Raw genomic sequence first — 22,370 nt, 5'->3', positions numbered from 1 at the left:
GACGGAGATGCTCGCTGAGGTACGAGTTCGAAACCCAAGGATGACACGCATCCCCGTCGCGCAGCCCGTTTATACACCAACGGCAACGTACAAGGGTGAGGCTCTCTTGGGCGTCGCGCAACTGGAATGCCTCCGAACCTCCGCACAAAATCATCCGGCGCCTGCCATCGACTACGGCCCCACCAACGCCCTCCAAGGCGCGGCATCCCCCTACATCCCTCATCTTGAGGCGGCAGGCCGAAAGCCGGAGCCTCGAAGGACGAGCCGCAGCGCCGCTCCTTGCATCATCTGACACCCGTACACCCGCCCAGCCGTTCGAGGCGCCTCAGGGAGAGACTCTCTACGGTGCCGGGCTCCACACAATCGGGCGCCTGCCATCGATTACGGCCCCACCAACGCTCTCCAAGGCGCGGCATCCCCCAACGCTCCTCATCCTTGAGGCGCGCAGGCCGAAGGCCGAAGCCTCGAAGGACACGCCGCAGCGCCGCTCCTTGCATCAATCAACGGCGGCGCACCCGCTACTCTCCGGAGCAAAGTCGATACCCGACTCTTTTTTGATCAGCCGCCGCCGCTCATCTTCATCCGCGCGAGGGTTCCTCGTCTCAGCTCAAGCAAAAGTGACAGCAGCTACATATCGTGAGAAGACTGCGGAGAAGTAAAGGAACTAAACCTGAATATTACTTCCATTTCGATATCGAAACGAAACAAATCAAAGCGTTAGTCCCCGACACCACCGAAACCTCCTGCCGCTCAGCCGGCATCACCACCCCCGTATCCCCATTAAACTCAAGAAAATCCGCTTCGATGCCGTCGCTGAAGATGACGCCGTGTTCCGGCATTTCGGAAAACGATGGTGAGCGGCTGATCCTGGGAGACGATGCTGGCGGCAAGGCGGTTACCAACATGGCAGACATTTGATTGAGCCTTTGAGATAACCAAAGGAAGCGACGGCTTTTCGAAACCGCTACGATTTATGATCTTGTGGCACCGACCAAATCGGGCACCGCCTCTTACTCGTCGATTGCAGTGACTGCGGGTTCGAGAAGTCAGCTGTGAATAGGGAAGAAAGCCCCATGAAGCTATTCATTCTCCTCTTGGGCTTTCCCGGTGTGGGAAAGCTGACGATCGCGAGAGAACTAAGTCCGCTCCTGACTGCAAAGGTTATTGACAATCATTGGTTCAACAACCCGATACTGCGTCTGCTCGATGACGACGGAACGACGCCTCTCCCGAATGGAATATGGGAATATACCGGAAGAGTTCGGCAAGCCGTCCTGGATGCGATCGTCGCCTATGGCCCTCCTTCGGCGAATTTCATTTTCACCCATGCCGGCATAGAAGGTGATGAGCGTAGCAATCGCACCTTTCAGCAGATTGCCGGCGCAGCCCAACAATGCGAGGCGCTGCTGGTGCCCGTGAGATTGCTCTGCGACGAGGAGGAGTTGGCGCATCGCGTTACCACGCCGGCGCGTCGAGAGCGGTTAAAGTCGATTGACGTGCAGGCTGCCAGGGAGAAAAGCAGACGAGCCCAGGTCCTCGACCCCCAACACCCGTTTACGCTGAATTTGGATGTCACTTCAAAGACGGCGGAAGCGAGCGCAGCAGCGATTCACGATTATATTTTAAAGGTAACAGCCGGCGATCTCGGTTCGCTCCAGGGCAACGGGGTCATTACGCTGCCATAACCATCCGAACCTCAGCTCCCTCACACCACCAGCAACCCCTGCCGCTCAGCCAGCGTCACCTCCGCCCGCGTTCCGGCGTTGAACTCCAGAAAATCCGTCTCGATGCCGTCGCTAAAGATCACGCCGTGTTCCGGCATTTCGGAGACGATGGTGAGCGGCTGGCTCTTAGAGACGCTGCCGGCAACGATCGTGGTGCCGGTGGTGCGGCTGGGGAAGGGTTCGCGCACGAAGTAGCGCAGATAATCCGCGTCCCAGGCGAAGGACATGTCGATCTCGCGGTCGGCGGGTTCGAGGCCGAGCGCGCTCGCGGCTCCGAGCCAGCCGGAATAGAGGCTCTTCAGCCAGCCGGTCGATCCCATGCCTGTCGAGACGATGATGCCGCTGGAGGACTGACGTTCCTCGCGCTCCTCGGCGTGCAGGATATAGCGGGCCGAGACATGGCTTTGCGGGCCGATGAAGAGATCGTTGACCGCGTGGATGACGGCGCCGGTGTTGAGCGTCGCCTTGGCCATGCTGACGTGTTTGATCGGCCGCTTGTTTTTCAGAGCCTCGCCGATCACTTTCGGAAGGCTTTTCGGGTTGAAGGGCAGCAGCAGGCCGTCCCAGCGCTTGGGATCGGGGTTGACGCCGAGGACCGGCTGGCCGTCGAGATATTTGAGCGTATTGGCGACGAGGCCGTCCTGGCCGAGCACGACGACGACATCGTCGGGAGCGAAGACGAAGCTCGCGAGGTAGCGGCGGTCGAGACGCTGGACGCGGGCGACGGCACGCAGGCTTGCTTCCACCTCGGCGATGGCAGTTTCGTACTGCTTCTTCTCGGCGAGATAGTCGCTGAAGTCGGCGCCGAGATGTTCGACATAAAACTGCGCCTGCTGCACCGTGTTGAAGCGGGCAATGAGTTCGTCGAGCCGGGTCGGCCTGACGATCAGGATGATCTTGCGTTCGTCAGAGGCCGGCACGGTCCTTGCCCTCCTGCGGCTGCAAGATCTCCCTGAGAAGATCGGGCGAGACGTTCAGCTGGCCGATCTTCGTCGCATTGTCGGCGAGGTCGCGGAAGGCGAGCGCCATGAGCTGCCCCGGCTGCATGCCGACCGAGGCGAGCGCCTGCAGCACTTTCGGATCGGCTTCTTCGAAGGATTTCATCATCGCCGTCATCGCATAGGCCTGGGCGTCGGCCTCGGCGCGCGCATTGGTCGCCGCCAGTGTCACCAAGTCGCGGTTCTGCTCTTCGAGCGCGATCTTGCCAGCCATTTCTTCCCGGCGGATCTGCAGCTGCCGTTCCTGCACGGCGCGTTCGGCTTCCATCTGGGCTTCGCGAACCTGCCGCCTCTTGTTCTCCAGCGTGATTTCGGTGGCGATCTCGTTTTCCTTGATCGTTCGCTCCTGCTCGATCGCCGCATTGCGCCTGCTATAGATGGCTTCGTCAGCTTGCCGCAGCAGCGCTTCACGGGCATGCGCTTCCAGCGCCTTTGATGTCTCGGCCTTCGGCATGACGGCGAGTAGCGACAGGCCGAGGATTTCGAGGCCGAGCGCTTCGATCGTCGGATGGATCTTGAGCGCGTCGGCCACGCCGGCGACGAGCGCCTCGCCCGATGCCAGAACCTCCTTCAGCGACAGCGTCTGCACCTCTGCGCGCATCGCCACCTGAACGCGGTCGATCACCCGGGTCGAAAGCTTCTGCGGGTCCTCCGAGACGTAGTGGCCCTTGCGGTCGAGCGTGAAATTCAAGAGTGCCGCCGTACGGCGCGGCTCGGCGATGCGATAGGTGATCTGCCCCTGCACGGTCACTTCCTGGAAGTCCGATGTCACCAAAGGAAAGATGAAAGGATCGTTGACGCTGGCCGTCGGCACGAGCACGAGAGAACTCGAAGGCGAAAAATGCCAGAAAGCAAGGCCGGCGCCCTCGTGGACGGCCTTGCCGTTCTGATATTGGATGACGTATTGCGTGGGTTCCGTCTTGATGAAGCGCAGTCCGAACATATCCGTTTTCCTGTTGCTGGCGCGAGCCCCTCGCTCGTGTCGAAAAACAGAAAACATAACTTAGTGACAAATGTCAACTAACTTAGTTGAATATTTACACTAAGGCCGGGTCATGCTATGTTCCCATCATGACAACACACGACAACGACGCCTTCAAACCGATCGCGACCGTCGATCTCGCCATTTTCTCGCTGACGCCGGCGGGCCTCTCCGTGCTGCTCGTGCGCAGGACAAGCGCCCCCTTTGCCGGCGACTGGGCCTTGCCCGGCGGCTGGATCCATATCGACGAGGATGCGGATCTGGAGGCTGCGGCGCGCCGGGTGCTGAAGGAAAAGACCGGCGTCGAAACACCCTATCTCGAACAGCTGCAAACGACGGGGAACCGCGATCGAGACCCAAGAGGCTGGAGCATCAGCATCGTCTACATCGCGCTGCTTTCGGCCGATGATGTCGCCGAGCGGCAGGATGCGATGGCCGAGGAGGCCGAATGGCGACCGATCGAAGGCGAGGGCGTCGGCTTGTCCCTTGCCTTCGACCATGCGGCTCTCCTCAAGGAGGCGCTCGGCCGTATCCGGAGCAAGGTCGAATATTCGAGCCTGCCGGGCCATCTGCTGCCTGTCCGTTTCACATTGAGCGAGCTGCAATCGGTCTATGAGAGCCTTCTCGGCCGCAAGCTCGACAAATCGGCCTTTCGAAAGCGCATGGCGGAAGCCGATTTCCTGGAGCCGGTCGAAGGCGAAATGCGCCGGGCGAGCAATCGGCCCGCCCAAGTCTTCCGCTTGAAGGACACCCGGTCGCTGGTGCTCTTCGACCGCAGAATTTGATCTCTGCATCCTGAGGGATCAGGCGTTGAGACGCTGCTGCGTCTGCCGGTCGAAGAGACCAGCAACGTCCGCGTAATAGGTGCCGTAGAAGGAGTCGCATATGAGAGGGCTCGATAGTGGCGGTTCGTCCGCTCTCCGCTTCGTGCTGATCATGGGAATCGTCAATCTTTTTGGCGACCTCACCTATGAAGGCGGCGCGGCGATCAACGGTCAGTTCCTTGGAATGCTGGGGGCGAGTGCCGCTGCCATCAGCATCATTGCCGGCACAGGGGAATTCCTTGGATATGCGCTGCGGCCCGTCGCCGGCTGGATCGCCGACCGGAGCGGCGCCTATTGGGCGGTTACCTTTGCCGGCTACGCGATCAATCTCTGCGCCGTGCCGGCAATGGCACTGGCCGGGAGTTGGGAGCTTGCGGCGGCCCTGATCATTGCCGAACGGGTTGGCCGTGCCATGCGCAAGCCGACGGTCGAGACAATGATCTCCTATACCACCGGTGAACTCGGGCGAGGCCGGGCCTTCGGCCTCAATACCGCCCTCGACGAGGCGGGGGCGACGCTGGGGCCATTGATTGCCGCTCTCATTTTATTCCTGCGTGGCGACTATCGAACCGCCTATGCCCTGCTAACCATTTCTGTTTTGCTCGCAATCATGGCACTCATCGCTGCGCGGCTGACGTTCCCCGTTCCCGAGCGATTGGAGCAGGGCCGCACCGCCACGGCGAAAACGCTAGGCCTGCCTTACTGGCTGTACATGGGCGCCGGCGCGCTCTTTGCGGCCGGGTTGCTCAGTTATGAGCTCGGAGCATACCATCTGGAGCGCACTCGGACCGTCCCATCTGAATGGATCCCGGTGTTGCTCGCCTTCTCCACCGGATCAGGGGTGGCTGCCAACCTGATCCTCGGCAGGCTCTACGACTGGTCGGATAAGGTGGCGCTCACTGTGGGGATCGTGCTGTCTGCTTGCTTCGCTCCGATTCTACTCCAGGGCGGCTTCGCGATGGCTGTCATCGCAATGCCCTTGTGGGGCATCGGTTACGCGGTGCAGGACACGCTGATGAAGGCAATCATCGCCGGGTTGCTCCCGCAAGGGCGTCGGGGTCTGGGGTTCGGCATGTTCTATTCGGCCTATGGCGGAGGTTGGCTGCTGGGCAGCGTCGCAATGGGATTGCTCTATGATCGCTCGACGCTTGCGCTTGCCGCGTTCGTCGCAGCGGCGCAGCTTGCATCCCTTCCGATCTTTCTCCTGGCTCGAAGGGAAGCGCGTCGGGAGACACGGTCAAACCGGTCGCAATAGTCCCATGCGAGATTCTGAACTGCGCAGCTTCCGCGATCGCCGTTAAGTATAAGCACTTCGCGTCCGAGAATCACCGGGGCACAGAGCAGCGGGGGGAGTGCTCGCTGCGGTTCCCTGGAAAGGCGTGAAGATCGCCATCGACGGCGGGAACGAAAATCGCGCCTCTCTAATGCTTCATCATCACGGGAAGTCTCGCGTGCGACAGCAGGTAGCGAGTGACGCGGCCGAGAAGCAGTTCGAGAAAATAACCATGCTTGAAAGCGCCGATCAGCAGGCAGGTTGCGCCGACGGAATCCGCGAAATCAAGAATGGCCTCGGCAACTGGACGACCCTCCGAGCGGATCGCGACGATGTCGCCTTTCAAGCCGAGCTGCGCAATCAGTTCCCTGGCGGTAAACTGGTAGCTGCCGTCGGCCTTGTCGTTGACGCACAAAACGGTGACACGCTCCGCTACCGCCAGCCAACGTCTTGCCGCGATGATGGCGGCTTGTGCGTGCTCGTGCGGCTTCCAACCGATCACGACATGCTGCAGGAGATGGCTCGAATAGCGGCCTGCAGGCGGCACGAGCACGAGCTTGTGTTCGTTGAAAAGCAGGTCGTGGAATGCGTCGCGAGCATCCATGTTGCCGTAGCATGGCGTGACGACGAGTGCGCTCTCGTGGCATTCGGATGTGACGCAGCGGCCAAGATCACCGCGACAGTCATCAAGCAGCAGGTCGCTTCGGCCCGGATTGGCGTCTTTCCAGAATTCGAAGACGCTTATCACCCGCTCAAGGCGCTGTTGTGGCGAACCCTCGTCCATGTCGCGAAGCATCTGCAAGTCGATTTCTTCGGGCGCAGCCACCATCCGTTCCGGATCCGCCCCGACATGGGCGGCCGCCAGGCGGCCATTAATGGCGCGAGCGGCATCTTCGGCGATATCGAGGCAGATCCGAGCATTTGCCGGGTCGGGCAGCAGGGCGATGACATCCGCATGGACGGTCAACTCGTGGATCCGGCGCGCTGAGATCACGGCGGATGGCAGCGCTTTCGTGTCGCGCCCGTTTGAAGGTGACGTATTCATCAGGACCTCCGTCCGCGATGATCCCGCATCGCTCCCTGGTCCAATCCTAAGGTCAGCTTGATCATACGCCCGCGCCTAGTGGCCCGCAACACGCCAAGGGCTTGAACAGATCGGGGACTTCTGCCGGACGCACGGCACTTTTCCGACCCGGAAGGTGATCGTCTACAGGCATATCGGGCATTGGGACGTCATCGGGCATGATGCCGTGCTCGACGAACTGCAGAACCACCGCGTCGACGCCGGATAATCCCTCACGGAAGTTTTAGGCCGGCGATGAAATGCCCTCGGAGCGGGGCTGATGGAGCGCCCTGGCGGGCAGCGGAAATTGTCATCAGCAGCTGCGGAACAATGATGTCCTGGCGAGGTTGTGGATGGGCCACTCACGCAACATCCCAAGGAGGATATCAGGATGCGTATGAAACTCGTAGCAGCCTCGCTTCTCGCACTCGGCATGGCGACATCAGCCTTCGCCCAGTCCAATCCGGCTCCGGCCGGCGCCACGATCGACAAGAACCAGGCCGATCAGGGCGGCGGCGCGAGCGGCGATGTGAAAGCCAAGAAGCCCATGGCCACGGATACCACCACGACCGGCTCAACGACCAGCGGCACGATGAAGATGGACAAGACCAAGTGCCCCAATCCGGTCAACAACTCCGACAATCTCCAGACGCAGGGCGGCACCAGCAACGCCACGCCGATGGACGAAGCCTGCGCAGCGCATAACAACTGACCGGCTTGCCATGCACCAGGAACCCCGCTTCGGCGGGGTTCGGCTTCAGGAGAGCCTCATCCCACGGCGCCCCGAAGGGCGAGGCGCTGCGCCGACACCCGATGCCGCGGCCCGCGGGCCTCAGTATCCGAGAGGGGCGTTCCTCGCGGTCTGTGCATCCTCGATTTCAGCGCCACCTTTATACAGCCTCCCATTCCCAAACGTTCATCAAAATTCCAGTTGAGATTGCAGCCACAAGGTGATCCTATCCTTTGCCTGCGTTGCCTTGAGTCCCTCGCCCTTATTCCAACATTTGACCGAGCGGCCCATGTCGATTTCAGATGCGATCTACCGTCCCTTCGAAACGCTGATCCGGCCGCTCGACATTCCCTACCGGCCGCTGCCGCCGAAGGGGCCGGTGACGGTGGTGCTGCATTTCATCTCGATGTTTCGCGGTGTGCTGATTGCGCTGGCGCTTTGCTCCATGGTGTTCGAGGTGATCAACCTGACGATTGTCTGGGGGCTCTCGGTCATCGTCGATGGCGTGACGCAGCAGGGTGCTGCCGTCTTCCTGCGCAGCGAATGGCTGCTGCTGACCGTTCTCGGTTTTCTGATCTTTCCGGTGATGCCGATCGTATCCTTCGTGCTCAATACGCTGAACTCGCATACATTGGGCATCGCCATGCCGGCCGCCATTCAGTGGCAGGGACACAAGGCAGTGGAGCGGCAGGATCTTGCCTTTTTCCATGATCTCTATGCCGGCCAGGTCTCCTCGCGGCTGCAGCAGGTCTCCTCCGCCGTCCAGCAGCAGATCCTCGCCGGCTTCCAATCCATCCCGCGCTTCCTGATGCAACTGGTGGGCTCGGTGATTTTGCTGAGCGCGCTCGCCTGGCATCTTGCTTTGCCCGTCGTCGTCTGGATCGTGCTCAACGTCGCCTTCACCGCGAGGATCGTGCCGATCTTCGTCGAGCGCTCGCGCCGCACAGCCAAGCAACGCAGCCTCGTCGCCGGCGCCATCACCGATCTCTACACCAACATGCAGATGATCAAGCAGTTCGCGGCCGAAGACAGCGAAGCAGGCACGATCCGCCGCATCATCGGAAAGGCCGTGCAGACGCAGCACAGCGAGCAGCGCATCTACCGCTCGTCGGAAGTGACCGTCGTCATCCTCAACACGCTGTTGTGGCTGACCATGCTGGCGATCGGATTTTCCGGCCTCGTCAAAGGCTTCCTCACGGTCGGCGAGTTCGTCGGCGCGGTCTATATCCTCAATCGGCTGTCGTCGCAGATCTTCGTCTTCATGCAGATGGGCCAGCAGATCTTCCAGGCGATCGGCACGATCAAGGACGCCATGCCCGTCATGACGACGCCACCCACCATCACCGATCGGCCGGATGCGGCCGAACTCGCGGTGCACCAGGGCGAGATCCGTTTCGAAAAGGTGCGTTTCGCCTACAAGTCCGGCAAAGCAATCATCGACAACCTGTCGCTGACGGTGCAGCCCGGCGAGAAGGTGGGCCTGGTCGGCCTCTCCGGCGCCGGCAAGACGACGCTCGCAAACCTGCTCCTGCGCTTCTACGACATCAAAGGCGGCGCGATCCTGATCGACGGGCAGGATATCCGCGCGGTCACCCAAGCAAGTCTTCGCCGTGCGATCGGCGTCATCGCCCAGGATGTTGCGCTGCTGCACCGTTCGGTCGGCGACAATATCCGTTACGGCCGGCCGGAAGCGACGCAGGAAGAGATCGAAAGGGTGACGAAGATGGCAAGCGCCGAGGCCTTCATCGCCGATCTCATAGACAACGAAGGCCGCAAGGGTTATGACGCCTATGTCGGCGATCGCGGCATCAAACTGTCGGGCGGCCAGCGCCAGCGTGTCGCCATCGCCCGCGTGCTGTTGAAGGACGCGCCGATCCTGGTCCTCGACGAGGCGACCTCCGCGCTCGACAGCGAATCCGAAGCTGCCATCCAGGAAAGGCTGAACCTCGTCATGGAGGGGAAGACGGTGATCGCCATCGCCCACCGCCTCTCGACGATCGCCAGGATGGACAGGATCGTCGTGCTCGATCACGGACGCATCGTGGAAGAGGGCCGGCCGGAAGAGCTGGTCGAACGGGATGGGCTGTTTGCCCGGCTCTGGAGGCGCCAGACCGGCGGCTTCATCCCTGAGGAGATCGATTGAGCGGGGCAGGGAACTGTCATCGCTTGACTCATCGGAAAGGGATTGATAACCGATATGGGTAATCGATAACCCAAAGCGAACCCGTGACTGCTTCACTCAACGACATAGCCGCCCGCGCGGGCGTTTCCGTCAAGACCGTGTCAGGCGCTCTGCATGGCGGTTCGGCGCGCATGTCGGAGGAAACGCGCCAGCGGATCAAAGGGATCGCCGAGGAACTCGGCTATGTCACCAACTTTGCGGCTCGCAGCATGCGGCAGGGCTGGATGCCGCTTGTCGGCCTCGTCGCCGATGACCTGATCACCTCTCCTTTCGCGACGGAGATCATCAGGGGGCTCGACGGCGCCGTGCGTGCTTCCGACATGGCCGTCTTCGCCATGACGCTCGGCGGCCATCGCAGCGTGGGGTCGATCCTTGATGAGATGCGGCGCTTTCGCCCGCGCGCGATTGCCTATGCCGCCATGTATCACAAAAATGTCGATCTGCCGCGCGAATTTGCCGATACCGTCGGGGTGATGATCAACTGCCGGGACGCCAATGATCGTGTGACCTCACTGGTACCGGACGAAACCGGCGCGGCGATCGAGATTACCAGCTATCTGCTCGACGCAGGCCGCCGCAATATCGCATTCATCAACCTCCCGGGACTGCTCGCCGGCGAACTGCGTGAACTGGGCTTCCGGCAGGCGCTCGATCACGCCGGCATTGACGGGGCAGGGGCTATCGTACTTCCCGCTGTCAGCAAGGCGATCTACAGCGATCGGGCGCATAGTCTCGTGCCCACGCATATACATGATCTCATCAACAGCCAGCGGTGTCCCGACGCCATTCTGTGCGGCAACGATCGTGTGGCCATGGAAGTCTACGCCGCGCTGCGCCGATGCGGGGCGACCATTCCCGATGATGTCGCGGTCGCGAGCTTCGACAATCAGGTCGAGATCGCCTCGCGCCTCGATCCGCCGCTGACAACCATGGCGCTGCCGCACCGCGCCATGGGCCGCCAGGCCGCGCACATCCTGCTTGCCGAAGACCGGCCTCCGGTCGGAGTGCAGAAACTGCCGTTCCAGTTGGTGGAGCGGGCATCCGTGTAAATTGAGGAAGGCCCATTCAATTGAGGAGGAATTCTAATGGGTAAACGTTTACTTTGGTCTCTCGTCCTGTCTTCGGCACTGGCCGCCACATGGGCTGACGCAGCCGAAAAGACCGCGATCCAGATCATGCATCAGGGCGATCCCGGTTTTGTCGCCGCCTATGGCAAGGTCGCCGAGCGCTTCGAGGCCGCCAATCCCGATGTCGATGTGCAGTTCATTTATGCGCCGCACGACGCCTATAATGAGAAGTTCAGCGCGGCCGTCATGGCCAAACAACTGCCCGACGTCATGGAGCTCGATGCGCCGTTCCTCGCCAATTATGTCTGGTCGGGTTATCTGCAGCCGATCAAACCGCTGATCGACAAGGATCTCGTCGACGACATGACGGAGTCCAACATCGCTCAGGGCACATATCCGATCGACAAGGATCTCTATGCGATCGGCCTGACGGACTCTTCCGTCGTTCTTTACGGCAACAAGAAATATCTCGAGGCGATCGGCGCCCGCATCCCGAAATCCGTCGACGATGCCTGGACGCGGGAGGAGTTCGAAAGCTATCTCGATAAGCTCTCGAAGCTCGACGGCGTGAAGTGGCCGATCGACACCTTTCGCGGCTACGGCATCAAGACCGAATGGATCACCTATGCCTATGGTCCGATCCTGCAATCGGCAGGCTGCGACCTGATCGACCGCAAAGCCTGGAAATCCGAGGGAACGCTCGACAGCGACGCCTGCGTCGATGCCCTCGCCATGATGCAGAAATGGGTCAAGAACGGCTGGGTCGTGCCGCAGTCGGCCGGCACCAACCAGTTCTTCGCCGAAGGCAATCCGGCCGCACTGGCGCTCGGCGGACATTGGGTCTATGCGGAGGCTGCGGCGACCATGAAGGACAACATCGTCGTCCTGCCGCTTCCCAAGTTCGGCGCAAAGGGCGCGAGCCCGAACGGCACCTGGATCTGGGCGATCACCAAGACCTCAAAGCATCCCGATATCGCAGCCAAGTTCATCAGCTTCCTGCTAAAGGACAAGGAGTTCCGGGCCTATGTCGCAAGCCAGTCCGGCTATCCCGGCTTGAAGAGCTTCGCGGCCGAATCTCCGCTCTATGCAAACGGCGGCCCCATGGCGATCGCCTTCGAGCAGGCTTCGAAGACAGCCGTCGCGCGTCCGCCGCATCCAGCCTATCCCACCATCACCTCCGCCTTCATGCAGGCCGTCGACGAGGTGTTCAACGATGGCGATCCCAGGGCGGCGCTGACATCCGCCGCCAAGAAGATCGACCAGGATATCGAGGACAACGACGGATATCCGCCGTTCGGTGATCAGCAGTAACGGCCATCGGTGCCGATCGGTCGAAGCCTTGCGGTGTTGTCCACATCGCAAGGCGGGACCCGCACTGAGGCTTGGGAAAGGAGGAGCAACATGGTCATGCAACAATCGACATCGCCGTCGACATCAGTGCGAAAAGCTTCGGCGCGCCGGCACGACAGGGGGCGCCTGATGCAGGAAGCGGCGATGCTCGCGCCGGCCGTGATCCTGTTGACTATCTTCCTGATCGTGCCGTTCTTCCTGTCCTTCTGGACGGCGATGACCAACCAGCCTCTGGTGCCGCGGCCGACGCCCATCCGGTTCGTCTGGTTCAACAATTTCATCCGCATCTTCCAGGACGATCTTTTCTGGACTGCGCTCTGGAACGTCTCGCGCTTCACCTTCTGGATCATTCCAGCCCAATGCAGCCTGGCTTTCGCAACGGCCCTGCTGCTGCATCAGAAGCTGCCGTTCCGCAATCTGCTGCGCGGCATGTTCTTCCTTCCGGCGATCACGTCGATGGTCGTGGTCTGCGTGATCTGGGGCACCCTGTTCCAATATCCGACGGGACCGTTCAACCAGATCCTCGGCTTTCTCTCCGGCGGCGCAATCCAGCCGATCGATTGGCTCGGCGATCCCGAGTGGGCGATGTTCTCGCTCGTCCTGCTCTCGGCCTGGCAGGCCTATGGCTTCCAGATGATCGTCTATCTCGCCGGCCTTCAGGGCATTCCTGACGAACTTTACGACGCCGCCAAGATCGACGGCGCCAACGCCTTCCGGCGCTTCTGGCACGTTACCATGCCAGGCCTGCGGCCGACCCATGTCTTCGTCCTCGTGATCACCACCATCCAGGCGTTCAAGCTCTATACTCAGGTCGCCATTCTCACGCAGGGCGGACCGAAGAGCAGCACCGAGACGGTGGTGCATTACATGGTCCGGGCCGGCTTCGAGGAGCAGAAGATGGGCTATGCCTCCGCAGTCTCCGTCATCCTGTTCTTCATCGTTCTCATCATCGCGCTGATCCAGCGCCAGCTCCTGAGGCGCTTCGATGTCTGATATCGCTCTCTCGATCCCGCAGGCCCGCGCGGCGCGGCCTCGTTCGGCAGCACGGGTCCTTCGCCTCATCCAAGTGACCTGCATCTTCATCATCGCCCTGGTGATCGTGTCTCCGTTGCTGCTCCTCGTCGTGGCAAGCCTCAAGGACGACCGGTTCCAGATCCTTGCCGACATGGGCAGCTTCCGGGCCTTCTGGGCTTCGAATCCGACGCTCTCCAACTATGCGGAGGTCGGCCACCTCTCGGGCGAACTCGCCTTCGGCCGTTACCTCATCAACTCGCTGATCATTCTGGTCACCACGGTTTGCTCAGGCCTGATCGTCAATTCGATGGCCGGCTTCGTTCTGGCCTGGGGGTCGCTGAGGGGCCGGGCGGTCATCCTGTCGGTGGTGATCGCACTCTATGTGATTCCGCAGGAAAGCATCATCATGCCCCTCGTGATCATGGTGTCCAGGGCGGGAATGTCCGATACCTTCGCGGTGCAGATCGTGCCCTGGGTCGCGAGCCCTCTCTACATCTTCCTGTTCTACCAGTTCTTCACGCAGCTGCCGAAGGAACTGCTGGAAGCCGCCGAGATGGACGGCGCTTCCTTCTTCCGGGCCTATCGCTCGATTTTCCTGCCGCTCAGCCTGCCCGCACTGGCCACCGTATCGATCCTGATGGGCATCGAGACCTGGAACCAGTATCTCTGGCCGATCCTCGTGACGCAGACGGATTATGCCCGGCCGATCGCCGTCGCCATCGCGACCTTCTTCGGGCAGGACAGCATCTACTGGGATCGTGCGATGGCAGCCTCCGTTTTGATGATGATCCCGATCCTGGGGCTCTACCTCGTTTTCCAGCGCTGGTTCGTGAGTTCCTTTATCGGTTCTGCCGTGAAAGGTTGAATTGATGACAAGCCAAGCGATGTCTCCGTCCGATGAACGCGGGCTGGAGACGATCACAGCCGTCCTGCCGGCGGGGAGCACGATCCATGCCTGGATAAAGGCTTCGCATGGGGGCGCGCCGGGAAGGCTGACCGCACATGTCGACGGCGATCCGGCCGGGGCTGTCGAAACGTCAAATCCCGATGAATTCGAACTTCGGCTGCTGACACTGGAAAGCGGCGGAGAAACCGCCTTCTCCTACGATCCGGTCACCACCAACGTCTCGGTCCTCTATGCCTTCCGCCAGCCCCGTGTTCTCGAAGACGGTATCCGGCTGCTGCATGTCAGGCCTTCCAATGCCGCGCCCAACGTTACCGGCGGCTATCATTTCCGCCCGCCTTTCGGCTGGATGAACGATCCCAACGGGTTCGGAAGATTCGGCGGCAGGGCGCACCTCTTCTACCAGCACTATCCCCACAGTCTTCGGTGGAACAACATGCATTGGGGGCATGCGGTCTCGGACGATTATCTTCACTGGACGCATCTTCCGATCTTTCTTCCGCCTTCGGATGCCCTCGCCGCGCGGGCGGATGGGCGGGGCGGGGCGTTTTCCGGCTCGGCGATCGCGCTGGATGACGCCGGCATTCGCATCTTTTTCACCGAGCATATGAAGGACCGGGAACCGGAGGAGCAGGTTCAGTTCACCGCCACCAGCCGCGATCTTGTCCACGTCGAACCGGCAAGCCTGATCCTGCCGGCGCGGCCCGCGGGGCTTGGTCTGACGACCGACTTCCGCGATCCCTATGTCTTCATAGGGCCCGACGGAAAATGGAAGATGCTGCTGGGGACACGCGACCGGGAGGGCGGGGTCATCCTGCTTTACGAAACGGAGGATCCAACTGCGGCGACTGGCTGGACCTTCCTCGGCAGGCTTCACCGCGAGAACCGCTTCGGGATGACAGCGGCGGAGTGCCCTTGCCTGGTGCCTCTCGATGGTCCCGCGAACGACCCGTTGACCCGATGGGCGCTGATCTTCGGTCTTCTCACAAGCCGCGACCCGGTAACGGGCCGGCGCAATATCACTCTTGCCACCATCGGCCGCTTCGATGGTCACAGCTTCTCTGTGGAATTCGAGCAGGAGTTGGACTTCGGCACCGATGCCTACGCATTCCAGGCCTTCGTCGACGAGGCCGGTCCGGTCGGCATCGCATGGCTCGCGAACTGGACGGATGTTTCAAAGGAAGTCGACATGCCGACGGCGATGACACTGCCGCGGCGGCTGGCATTGCGCGGCGGCGCGCTGATCACCCCACCGATCGCCGGTGTCGAAAGTCTGCGGCAGCGCCCATTGGATGCTCAGGGCCTTCTGGACGGCCATCCGGTCGATCTTGCCAACGGCGCTGTCGAGATCCTCCTCACGCTCAAGGAAGCGGGCAATGCCTTCCATCTCGCGTTCGAACATCCCGACGCGACGGTCGCGGTTCAGTTGAATGACGACGGACTGAGCATTCTCTTTTCGGTAGCGGGTGCCAAGACGTCGCCCCGTTACATCGCCGCCGGCGCACGCCCGTCAACCATCCGCATATTCCTCGATACAGGTTCCATCGAGGTCTTCGGTGATGGTGGCCGCTGGACGGGAACCAAGCGGCTGCCGGGGTTCAAGGGGATAAACTCCATGCGTCTCGCCGCGCCGGAGAGACATGTGCTCACCGCCGAAATCTGGCAGCTTGGTCTCTGATCACAGGGAGCCCCTGTAAAAGCACGGCCGCCGCGGCGGCGGCCGTTGCGAAGGAGCATAGCGCACAGAGCGGCTTAGGCCGCCTTGCCCTTGCCCTTGATGTTGGCTGAAGACTCCGCGAGCCGCGTGAGCTTCTTGTCGGTTGCCTCTTCTTCGGCCAGCGTAGCCTGCAGCAGCGGCACGGCATCCTTGAGGCCGAGCTGTTTTGCCCATGCGATCAACGTGCCGTAGCGGGCGATCTCATAGTGCTCGACCGACTGGGCGGACGAAATCAGGCCGGCATCCAGGGCAACGGTGCCCTTGAATTCGTCCATGATCTCCTCGGCTTCGGCGATGATGCCCTGGATGGCCTCGCAGGTCTTTCCGCGTGCCGGTTTGCCGATCATTTCGAAAACCTGTTCGAGGCGTTCGACCTGCGCCTGGGTCTCGTCCCGATGCTGCAGAAAACCGGCCTTGCCCTCTTCCGATTGCGCAGCGCGGGCCATCTTCGGCAGAGCCTTCAGGATCTGCTTTTCGGCATAGTAGATGTCCTTGAGAGTATCGAGAAACAGATCGTTCAGCGTCTTCTCGGTTGCCATTTGGTCCTCCTATGGCGTGTCTTGACGACAAAAAACTCCCGCATGGGCCGGATGTTCCGATCGAAATATGATGCCCCTTGGCCGGAGGCGTCATCTCTATCCGGCCAAGGAAGAGGCCGCCCGACAGCATCCGGACGGCGAGCACCGAACGATCGCGAGACGCCGTTGTTCCCATCCGCCGCCGGCGAGCGCTTGCCGGCCAAGCCGGGACTTTTGTCCGGTATCGTACGGCAACGAATAAGGAGCCAGCGACTTTCCTTCTCATCCCAGGAGAGAAAAATGGCTTCCCCGTTTTCAGTACGTCCCGCGTCGCATTGCAAAGAAAAATCCGCACTCGAGCGCGAGATCGTCGAACTGACGCCGGCGTTACGCGCCTTTGCCCGAAGGTTCCTGCGCAGCGATGATGACATCGATGACCTCGTTCAGGAAACCTTGCTGAAGGCGCTGAACTCGCTTCATCTCTACCAACCCGGCACCTCGCTCAAATCCTGGCTTTTCACCATTCTGCGAAACACGTTCTGCACCAATTATCGCCGGAAGAAGCGCGAGCCCGCCGGAATGGACGCGGCGATGGAACAGGTGGCGATCGCCCCGACCCAGGAGTGGGTGCTGCGGGAGCACGAATTGCAGCGGGCATTAACCCTTCTTTCCGACGACAGGCGCCGGGCTCTGACGTTGGTGGCTGCCGGAACGAGCTATGAGGACGCTGCCAAGATGTGCGGGTGCCGGATCGGCACCTTGAAAAGCCGTGTGAGCCGCGCCCGCGAGTGCCTGATTGCGATGCTCGGAAACCATCTCGTCGATTGAGCGCCCTGCGCCGGCCGCTTCGCCTTGAGCGGAACAAACGGTCGTGGTCCTGGGTCCAAACCTAATCGATAGGATCGGCCGATCAAATCGATATGGGCCAACCGCCGGGCCAGGCGAAGAGTCATGAACGCGCGAAGCCACGCCATCTTTCCCAGAGTTAATCGCGCCGGATGGTTCGATACGCTCCGCGTATTGACGGCGGTCGTGGCCCCAACGGTTGCCAAGGGCATCATCATTCGCCGCCCGACAATGGAGCGTCTGGCGGAGCGGCAAGGCTTCGACAGAACCGCCGTGGAACAGATGCAGCGGCTGAGAAACAAATACGGACCGGCTCCTCTTCTGCTGCCCATCCCATTGCGACCACAGTTGCTGATCCTCGATCCGGCCGATGTCGCCACGGTGCTTCAATCCTCGCCCGAACCATTTGCCGCGGCGACGACGGAAATGCATGCCGCCCTTGTTCACTTCGAGCCGAAAAACGTCCTTATCTCATCGGACTCTCGGCGCGCCGAGCTTCGGCCTGCCCATGAGCACGCTTTGGCAGCGGCAGACCGGCTGCATCCATATGCGATGCATTTCAAAAATATCGTCGACGAAGAATTCCTGCAGGTCCTGAACTTACCCCGTGAGCTCGATTGGCCGGCCTTTTCGCAGGCCTGGTTCCGGATCGTCCGGCGGATTGTCCTCGGCCAACGAGCGCGCAACGACGTTACATTGACCGAGACCTTGAACGAACTTCGAGGCCGGGCGAACTGGGCATTTGCCGCCCCAGTCGATCAGCGCAAGCTTGCTCGGTTTCACGACCAGGTCGGCCGCTATCTTCGAGAGCCGGAGAAGTACAGTCTTGTCAATCGGTTTCCCAGAGGCGATGAGCTTGCTCCGGAAAACCAGGTGGCCCAATGGCTGTTCGCCTTTGATGCAGCCGGAATTGCCGTTATGAGGACGCTCGCCTTGCTGGCCTGCCATGTGAGCTACTGGGGCAAAGCCGTGGAAGAGGCCATCGGCGGGGATCTCGATCGGCCCTTCACACGCAGTTGTCTGCTAGAGGTTTTGCGTCTCTGGCCGACGACGCCCGCCATCCTCAGGCAGCTGACCAAAGATATCCAGTCAGGCGACAGGGTCATCGCTCGCGGCACTGGCGTCATCATCTTCGTCCCCTTTTTCCATCGAGACCCCGCGCTCCTCTATGCCAATCGGATGGAACCGAGCATCTGGGGACAGAACGATGCGTTGCCGGCCGCAGGGCTCGTGCCTTTCAGCGCCGGTCCTGTCATATGCCCGGCACATAATCTCGTGCCCACGATTGCAAGCCTTGCCGTGGGCACATTCTTGTCGGCCGCCGAGATTGTGCTGCTGCATCCCTCTTTAGACGTCGCCAATCTTCCCGGCACTCTCAATCACTATGGCATCCGGCTGAAGCTGATTGCGCGGCGCAGGGAGAAATAGATGCTGCCTCAATGGCCGCGGCACATTTCAGGTCGCGCCGGCTCACAGCCTTTGCATGACCCCGTAAACGAGGATCAAGACGTAGAGCAGAAAGGCGATAGCGACCACGGTCGCGATCACAGCGATGACCAGCCACAGGGTTTTCAGCGCATCCCGCTGCCCTTCGTCGCTCGGCCGGTCCAAGCTGATCGGGTCGTCTTTCGGCCACTTCGTCAAGGATTGGCTTTCGTTGAAGATTGCGTGGGCTGACCGCTTATGCTGATCGAGTTCCACGAGAGCGTAGCGCCAAACACGATCACGAGCCCGACCAAGAGAATGGCTCCCAAATAGATCATGAAAGCGCGACGGTCCGATTCCTGGCTCATCTTCTCTCCTTCGGTCCTCGAACCAAGGGAAACCCGGAATGTTCCAGATCAAGAAATCGAGAAGGGTCACCAGCGTAGCAGGCGGGGTCCGGTGACGGCGCCGACAGCGCCGATGAGCAGGATGCCGAGCGTATACCAGATCAACACGAAAGGCATGCCGTTTTCGGTGCAGAACCAGGAATAGACCCAGGCGCCGGCTGCTCCCGCGGCAATGCCGGCGACGAAGCCGGTCAGCCGCAGATCCACCGGCGCTGCACGGCGCAATGCCCAGACCGTACCGGCATAGACCGGGATCGCAAAGCCTGCGATGAGCGGCGGGCAATGCAGCGCCGAGGAGCCGAGGATCAGCAATCGATAGCTCTCGCTCGGCGCCATCAGAAGCTGAATGGCCGCGACGGCCGTCATGGCGGCGAAGATCAAGGCGAGCAGACCGAAAAAGCGTCCCTCCGAGCCATCGGGGCGGGAAAGCCGAAAAACGGCTGCAAAGGCGGCCGCCGCAATCAGGGCATTATAGGCCGACTTGATCCAGAAGACCGGCAGCATCAGCACGTCTGAGATATCGACCCGGGGGCCGAGAATGATCAGCATCAGCAGCAGGGAAAATGCGAGGGCGGGCGCTATGCCGAGCGCAAAGCGGCGCCATAGCGCGTTGCGCGGCACCGGCTTCAGGTCGCTTGCCAATCGTTCGATGATATCGTCCGTCTTTGTCACGATGTGCCTCGCAATCTCTCTCCGAGCACCTTGAGCGCCCGATGGATGCTGACTTTCACCGCCGATTCGGACTGGCCTGTGCGGGTTGCGGTGTCGGCGACCGAGTTGCCCTCGAGCTTCACCTGGCGGATCAGTTCCTGCTGTCTCAGCGGCAAGCTGTCGAGCAACCGCTCGACATCCATGCGGGCTGTCAGCCTATCCTCGCTGAACTCGCTTTCGATCTCGTCATCAAGCTCGCTCTCGGCCAACCTGCGTCCGCCGCGGCCGCGGTGATGGTCGATCAGCTTGTAGCGGGCGATGGAGAAAAACCAGGCGGTAAAAGGTCTCTCCCGGTCATAGGTGGATCGCCGGGAATGCAGTGCCAGCAACGTCTCCTGGACCAGATCTTCCATGTCCGCTCTCGTCGCCGCAGCCATCCTGCGGCTGTAATAGCCGACAAGCAGCACGCGCAAAGCCGTCAGCAAACGCCGATAGGCAGCCTCGTCCCCGTCAAGGGACAGAAGCATCAATGCTTTCAGGGCTTCTTCCGAATGGGCGGTTGTCATGCTGTCAAAGAGCTCATTCGTAAAAGCCGACAATCGGTTACAGCAAAACCAAAGATTTTTGCACCACAACTCTATCACATGCACGTGAAAACTGTAACGCCTTGCGACGTGCCGCTGAAAGCGAGGCCGTCGCGCAGGCAGATCACCCGACACGCTTGCCTCCAAGGCTGGAGGGTGATCGGCAATGGACGGGCTGCGATAGTAATTTTAACGCGTAGATTTTCTGAGAGGTCCGATCAGCCGCTCATATTCCTCCTCCGCCTTGCCGTAGGCATCGGAGGCGAAATCCTCCAGGCCGGCACGATCCCTGACGATCACCAGGCCGCGAACAGAGCGGATGAACCGGTTTCCCTCGAGGACATGCAGCGCCGTGGTGACGCTCGGCCGCCGCACCGCCAGCATCAAGGCGATGAAATCATGCGTCAGGGCGAGCTCATTTCCGTCGATCCTGTCGTGGCACATCAAAATCCAGCGTGCCAGCCGTTCGTCGATCGCATGAACTGCGTTGGAGAGTGCGGTGAACCCGGCCTGGATCGCGAGAACATGCAGACTTTTGTGGAGCAGGTTGGCAAACACAGGCTGCGTCTGCATCAGATCGAGCAGCCGGCTTTGTGGCAGGCGGTAGGCAGCGCCCGGCACCTGGACTGCGACTTCCAAGATACTGACAGGCGCTTCTATCGCCGCCGCCGTTGGTGCAAATCCATCCCGACCGAACAAACCTGCTTCGACCCGATTGCCCTCCGGGGAGATATTGATCACCGAGCCTATTCCCGAACACGGAAAATAAGCATGCTCGATCGTCGCACCGGCCTCGACGATGATGAAACCGCGGGGGGTATCGCAGGGCTCGAGATGTGCGACAACGGCCGAATACTCGTTCTCCGGCAGGAGCGCGAGCAGACGATTCTCCTTGGGTCGCATGTGCGTTTCTGTCAATTCTCGCTCTCCGGCATGTGCAGGGCCGGCCGCGCGTATCAGACGCGCTTGCCTCCTTATTTACGCAAAGTCTAACTGGAATGCTTCGTCGCGGTTCCCTCGACCGTACGAGAGTGTCGGAGGCCCCTTACACAGCCTGCTTCTCGCGGCGTGCGCCGCGCCGGCGTTACCGGCGCACTGCATCTGCTGGAAGGCAAGGGATTGATCCGGTCCACGCGGCGCCAGATCGTTATCCTCGACCGGCGGGGGTTGATCGAAGAGGCGCATGGATCCTACGGCGCTGCCGAGGAGGAATACCGGCGGCTGATCGGCAAGGATGTCGCACCGTGACGAAAGCGCCATTCGTCCTTTCGGACGCACTAAGGACGCGTTAACACTCTGAATCCACGCATTCGTGGGTCAGATTCCGCGGCCCAGAGTGGTTCCCGCCAGGCCGGCGGTGGATCAGCCTGATCCTGGCGTGATGCTCTGCTCGTCTTTCTCGGACAGAGAGCCGGCGCCGGGCGTTTTGCTTTCGTCGATGAGATGATCCTTGGCGTGAGGACCGGCCGGCGGGTTTTCCTCGGATCGGCGGTTTCCTTTTCGGTTCCTTCGACGTCGGCTCGCGCTTTTTCACCGTCATTCATGAGCTGCTCCTCGTCAGATTGAGATGACCGACCGGCCGTTTCGATCTCCGCCCCGCCGTGATCGCAGCAGTTCGGGAGAGCCCCTTTTTCGCCGACGCCAGACGTCCGACCGACAGCAGCTTGTCCTCGTCGGTCAAGCCGTGCCGATAAAGGCGAATGAGCAGCGCGGCGACCTCCTGCATATCAGGCGAGCGTAAGGGCATGTCGGCCTCGCGGCAGATCACATTCAAAATGGTCTGCAGACGCTGAAGATCGGCTGAATCGAGGGCTTTCAGATGGATGGACTGAGAATCGATCATGACCCTGGTCCCGAAGCTTTTCACCGTGCGTTTTGAAATAAACGGACTCAATTGGGGCCAAAACAACTCTTCGTCTCCAATTGTACGGAACTGAACAATTCGCCGAATCGAGCTACATCGGCCCGAACATCGGAATCGATTTTCGGTAGGTCCGATGCGTAGATTTTAAGAGTTGATGTGAGCTTTCGGGAGGTTGTCCATTCGGAGCGGATCGAGGAGACTGGAGCTACCACATCTCGAGTCGGAGGGATCGCCGCGAATGAACATT

General features: G+C 60.9%; 23 protein-coding genes and 1 pseudogene. 14 read left to right on the top strand and 10 right to left on the bottom strand.

All coding sequences use genetic code 11. The annotated features are described in order from the left end of the window. Positions 1-636: 636 nt before the first annotated feature. Entirely contained in the window at positions 637-918 is a 282-nt protein-coding gene (locus GGD53_RS31340) for a hypothetical protein (RefSeq protein WP_184460581.1), read from the top strand. A 155-nt stretch (positions 919-1,073) separates the two neighbouring features. Further along, positions 1,074-1,685: a chloramphenicol phosphotransferase gene (locus tag GGD53_RS31335; RefSeq protein WP_184460580.1), complete on the top strand. Its 612-nt coding sequence runs from the start codon at positions 1,074-1,076 to the stop codon at positions 1,683-1,685. A 20-nt stretch (positions 1,686-1,705) separates the two neighbouring features. On the opposite strand, the gene GGD53_RS31330 is transcribed toward GGD53_RS31335, so the two are convergent. Beyond that, positions 1,706-2,644: a sugar kinase gene (locus GGD53_RS31330; protein ID WP_184460579.1), complete on the bottom strand. Its 939-nt coding sequence runs from the start codon at positions 2,642-2,644 to the stop codon at positions 1,706-1,708. Next, on the bottom strand, positions 2,631-3,665 hold the full coding sequence (locus GGD53_RS31325) for an SPFH domain-containing protein (RefSeq protein ID WP_184460578.1): 1,035 nt from the start codon (positions 3,663-3,665) through the stop codon (positions 2,631-2,633). Before GGD53_RS31325 ends, GGD53_RS31330 begins: the two co-directional genes overlap by 14 nt. Before the next feature lie 128 nt (positions 3,666-3,793). On the opposite strand from GGD53_RS31325, the gene GGD53_RS31320 reads away from it, so the two are divergent. Together GGD53_RS31320 and GGD53_RS31315 are read left to right on the top strand one after the other, a co-directional pair. Next, positions 3,794-4,489 (top strand): NUDIX hydrolase, encoded by a 696-nt coding sequence (locus tag GGD53_RS31320; RefSeq protein ID WP_184460577.1) that lies wholly within the window; start codon positions 3,794-3,796, stop codon positions 4,487-4,489. Between the two features lie 151 nt (positions 4,490-4,640). Next, complete coding sequence (locus GGD53_RS31315) at positions 4,641-5,783, top strand: MFS transporter (protein ID WP_246717927.1); 1,143 nt, start codon at positions 4,641-4,643, stop codon at positions 5,781-5,783. 166 nt (positions 5,784-5,949) lie between these two features. Here the strand turns inward: GGD53_RS31315 and GGD53_RS31310 are convergent, their stop codons facing one another. Beyond that, on the bottom strand, positions 5,950-6,846 hold the full coding sequence (locus GGD53_RS31310; protein WP_184460575.1) for a universal stress protein: 897 nt from the start codon (positions 6,844-6,846) through the stop codon (positions 5,950-5,952). A 409-nt stretch (positions 6,847-7,255) separates the two neighbouring features. On the opposite strand from GGD53_RS31310, the gene GGD53_RS31305 reads away from it, so the two are divergent. From GGD53_RS31305 to GGD53_RS31275, 7 genes are all read left to right on the top strand, one after another. After that, complete coding sequence (locus GGD53_RS31305) at positions 7,256-7,576, top strand: hypothetical protein (protein ID WP_184460574.1); 321 nt, start codon at positions 7,256-7,258, stop codon at positions 7,574-7,576. 307 nt (positions 7,577-7,883) lie between these two features. Continuing rightward, positions 7,884-9,737: an ABC transporter ATP-binding protein gene (locus tag GGD53_RS31300; protein ID WP_184460573.1), complete on the top strand. Its 1,854-nt coding sequence runs from the start codon at positions 7,884-7,886 to the stop codon at positions 9,735-9,737. 83 nt (positions 9,738-9,820) lie between these two features. Further along, a complete protein-coding gene (locus GGD53_RS31295; RefSeq protein WP_184460572.1) occupies positions 9,821-10,825 on the top strand; it encodes a substrate-binding domain-containing protein in 1,005 nt (334 codons plus the stop codon). 36 nt (positions 10,826-10,861) lie between these two features. Further along, on the top strand, positions 10,862-12,154 hold the full coding sequence (locus GGD53_RS31290; RefSeq protein ID WP_184460571.1) for an ABC transporter substrate-binding protein: 1,293 nt from the start codon (positions 10,862-10,864) through the stop codon (positions 12,152-12,154). A 90-nt stretch (positions 12,155-12,244) separates the two neighbouring features. Then, the gene (locus GGD53_RS31285; protein ID WP_184460570.1) at positions 12,245-13,186 is read left to right on the top strand and encodes a carbohydrate ABC transporter permease; all 942 of its coding nucleotides are present in this window, start codon (positions 12,245-12,247) and stop codon (positions 13,184-13,186) included. Then, a complete protein-coding gene (locus GGD53_RS31280; RefSeq protein WP_184460569.1) occupies positions 13,179-14,072 on the top strand; it encodes a carbohydrate ABC transporter permease in 894 nt (297 codons plus the stop codon). The genes GGD53_RS31285 and GGD53_RS31280 overlap by 8 nt, the downstream gene beginning before the upstream one ends. A gap of 4 nt (positions 14,073-14,076) precedes the next feature. Then, positions 14,077-15,789: a glycoside hydrolase family 32 protein gene (locus tag GGD53_RS31275; RefSeq protein ID WP_184460568.1), complete on the top strand. Its 1,713-nt coding sequence runs from the start codon at positions 14,077-14,079 to the stop codon at positions 15,787-15,789. A 74-nt stretch (positions 15,790-15,863) separates the two neighbouring features. Here the strand turns inward: GGD53_RS31275 and GGD53_RS31270 are convergent, their stop codons facing one another. Beyond that, complete coding sequence (locus GGD53_RS31270; protein WP_064807309.1) at positions 15,864-16,367, bottom strand: ferritin-like domain-containing protein; 504 nt, start codon at positions 16,365-16,367, stop codon at positions 15,864-15,866. A gap of 279 nt (positions 16,368-16,646) precedes the next feature. Here GGD53_RS31270 and GGD53_RS31265 point away from each other — a divergent pair, with 279 nt between their 5' ends. Both GGD53_RS31265 and GGD53_RS31260 read left to right on the top strand, forming a co-directional pair. After that, positions 16,647-17,174, top strand: a complete 528-nt coding sequence (locus GGD53_RS31265; protein WP_184460582.1) for a sigma-70 family RNA polymerase sigma factor — start codon at positions 16,647-16,649, stop codon at positions 17,172-17,174. 123 nt (positions 17,175-17,297) lie between these two features. Continuing rightward, positions 17,298-18,620, top strand: a complete 1,323-nt coding sequence (locus tag GGD53_RS31260) for a cytochrome P450 (protein ID WP_184460567.1) — start codon at positions 17,298-17,300, stop codon at positions 18,618-18,620. Positions 18,621-18,662: 42 nt separating this feature from the next. Here GGD53_RS31260 and GGD53_RS31255 read toward each other — a convergent pair whose 3' ends face one another. The 5 genes from GGD53_RS31255 to GGD53_RS31235 form a co-directional block, all read right to left on the bottom strand. Then, positions 18,663-18,836 (bottom strand): hypothetical protein, encoded by a 174-nt coding sequence (locus GGD53_RS31255; protein WP_184460566.1) that lies wholly within the window; start codon positions 18,834-18,836, stop codon positions 18,663-18,665. Beyond that, positions 18,833-18,985: a hypothetical protein gene (locus GGD53_RS31250; RefSeq protein ID WP_184460565.1), complete on the bottom strand. Its 153-nt coding sequence runs from the start codon at positions 18,983-18,985 to the stop codon at positions 18,833-18,835. Before GGD53_RS31250 ends, GGD53_RS31255 begins: the two co-directional genes overlap by 4 nt. Positions 18,986-19,051: 66 nt before the next feature. Next, positions 19,052-19,696 (bottom strand): NrsF family protein, encoded by a 645-nt coding sequence (locus GGD53_RS31245; protein WP_184460564.1) that lies wholly within the window; start codon positions 19,694-19,696, stop codon positions 19,052-19,054. Next, complete coding sequence (locus GGD53_RS31240; protein WP_184460563.1) at positions 19,693-20,241, bottom strand: sigma-70 family RNA polymerase sigma factor; 549 nt, start codon at positions 20,239-20,241, stop codon at positions 19,693-19,695. Before GGD53_RS31240 ends, GGD53_RS31245 begins: the two co-directional genes overlap by 4 nt. A gap of 207 nt (positions 20,242-20,448) precedes the next feature. Next, positions 20,449-21,162, bottom strand: a complete 714-nt coding sequence (locus tag GGD53_RS31235) for a Crp/Fnr family transcriptional regulator (RefSeq protein WP_184460562.1) — start codon at positions 21,160-21,162, stop codon at positions 20,449-20,451. A 162-nt stretch (positions 21,163-21,324) separates the two neighbouring features. On the opposite strand from GGD53_RS31235, the pseudogene GGD53_RS31230 reads away from it, so the two are divergent. Beyond that, positions 21,325-21,507 (top strand): annotated as a pseudogene (locus GGD53_RS31230) (Crp/Fnr family transcriptional regulator); the annotation flags it as partial. A gap of 292 nt (positions 21,508-21,799) precedes the next feature. On the opposite strand, the gene GGD53_RS31225 reads toward GGD53_RS31230, so the two are convergent. Next, positions 21,800-22,102, bottom strand: a complete 303-nt coding sequence (locus GGD53_RS31225) for a hypothetical protein (RefSeq protein WP_184460561.1) — start codon at positions 22,100-22,102, stop codon at positions 21,800-21,802. Positions 22,103-22,370 lie beyond the last annotated feature (268 nt).

Origin of the sequence: Rhizobium aethiopicum, assembly GCF_014197535.1 — a bacterium.
GTDB classification, from domain to species: domain Bacteria; phylum Pseudomonadota; class Alphaproteobacteria; order Rhizobiales; family Rhizobiaceae; genus Rhizobium; species Rhizobium aethiopicum_A.
Note: the sequence above shows the minus strand (reverse complement) of the source record. Positions and strands in the feature narration are given on the sequence as shown.

Bases quoted from the DNA above. Each gene is read 5' to 3' on its own strand.
- GGD53_RS31335 (WP_184460580.1), top strand. From the start codon at position 1,074: ATGAAGCTATTCATTCTCCTCTTGGGCTTTCCCGGTGTGGGAAAGCTG.
- GGD53_RS31325 (WP_184460578.1), bottom strand. From the start codon at position 3,665: ATGTTCGGACTGCGCTTCATCAAGACGGAACCCACGCAATACGTCATC.
- GGD53_RS31320 (WP_184460577.1), top strand. From the start codon at position 3,794: ATGACAACACACGACAACGACGCCTTCAAACCGATCGCGACCGTCGAT.
- GGD53_RS31315 (WP_246717927.1), top strand. From the start codon at position 4,641: ATGGGAATCGTCAATCTTTTTGGCGACCTCACCTATGAAGGCGGCGCG.
- GGD53_RS31310 (WP_184460575.1), bottom strand. From the start codon at position 6,846: ATGAATACGTCACCTTCAAACGGGCGCGACACGAAAGCGCTGCCATCC.
- GGD53_RS31305 (WP_184460574.1), top strand. From the start codon at position 7,256: ATGCGTATGAAACTCGTAGCAGCCTCGCTTCTCGCACTCGGCATGGCG.
- GGD53_RS31300 (WP_184460573.1), top strand. From the start codon at position 7,884: ATGTCGATTTCAGATGCGATCTACCGTCCCTTCGAAACGCTGATCCGG.
- GGD53_RS31290 (WP_184460571.1), top strand. From the start codon at position 10,862: ATGGGTAAACGTTTACTTTGGTCTCTCGTCCTGTCTTCGGCACTGGCC.
- GGD53_RS31285 (WP_184460570.1), top strand. From the start codon at position 12,245: ATGGTCATGCAACAATCGACATCGCCGTCGACATCAGTGCGAAAAGCT.
- GGD53_RS31280 (WP_184460569.1), top strand. From the start codon at position 13,179: ATGTCTGATATCGCTCTCTCGATCCCGCAGGCCCGCGCGGCGCGGCCT.
- GGD53_RS31275 (WP_184460568.1), top strand. From the start codon at position 14,077: ATGACAAGCCAAGCGATGTCTCCGTCCGATGAACGCGGGCTGGAGACG.
- GGD53_RS31270 (WP_064807309.1), bottom strand. From the start codon at position 16,367: ATGGCAACCGAGAAGACGCTGAACGATCTGTTTCTCGATACTCTCAAG.
- GGD53_RS31265 (WP_184460582.1), top strand. From the start codon at position 16,647: ATGGCTTCCCCGTTTTCAGTACGTCCCGCGTCGCATTGCAAAGAAAAA.
- GGD53_RS31260 (WP_184460567.1), top strand. From the start codon at position 17,298: ATGAACGCGCGAAGCCACGCCATCTTTCCCAGAGTTAATCGCGCCGGA.
- GGD53_RS31250 (WP_184460565.1), bottom strand. From the start codon at position 18,985: ATGAGCCAGGAATCGGACCGTCGCGCTTTCATGATCTATTTGGGAGCC.
- GGD53_RS31240 (WP_184460563.1), bottom strand. From the start codon at position 20,241: ATGACAACCGCCCATTCGGAAGAAGCCCTGAAAGCATTGATGCTTCTG.
- GGD53_RS31235 (WP_184460562.1), bottom strand. From the start codon at position 21,162: ATGCGACCCAAGGAGAATCGTCTGCTCGCGCTCCTGCCGGAGAACGAG.
- GGD53_RS31225 (WP_184460561.1), bottom strand. From the start codon at position 22,102: ATGATCGATTCTCAGTCCATCCATCTGAAAGCCCTCGATTCAGCCGAT.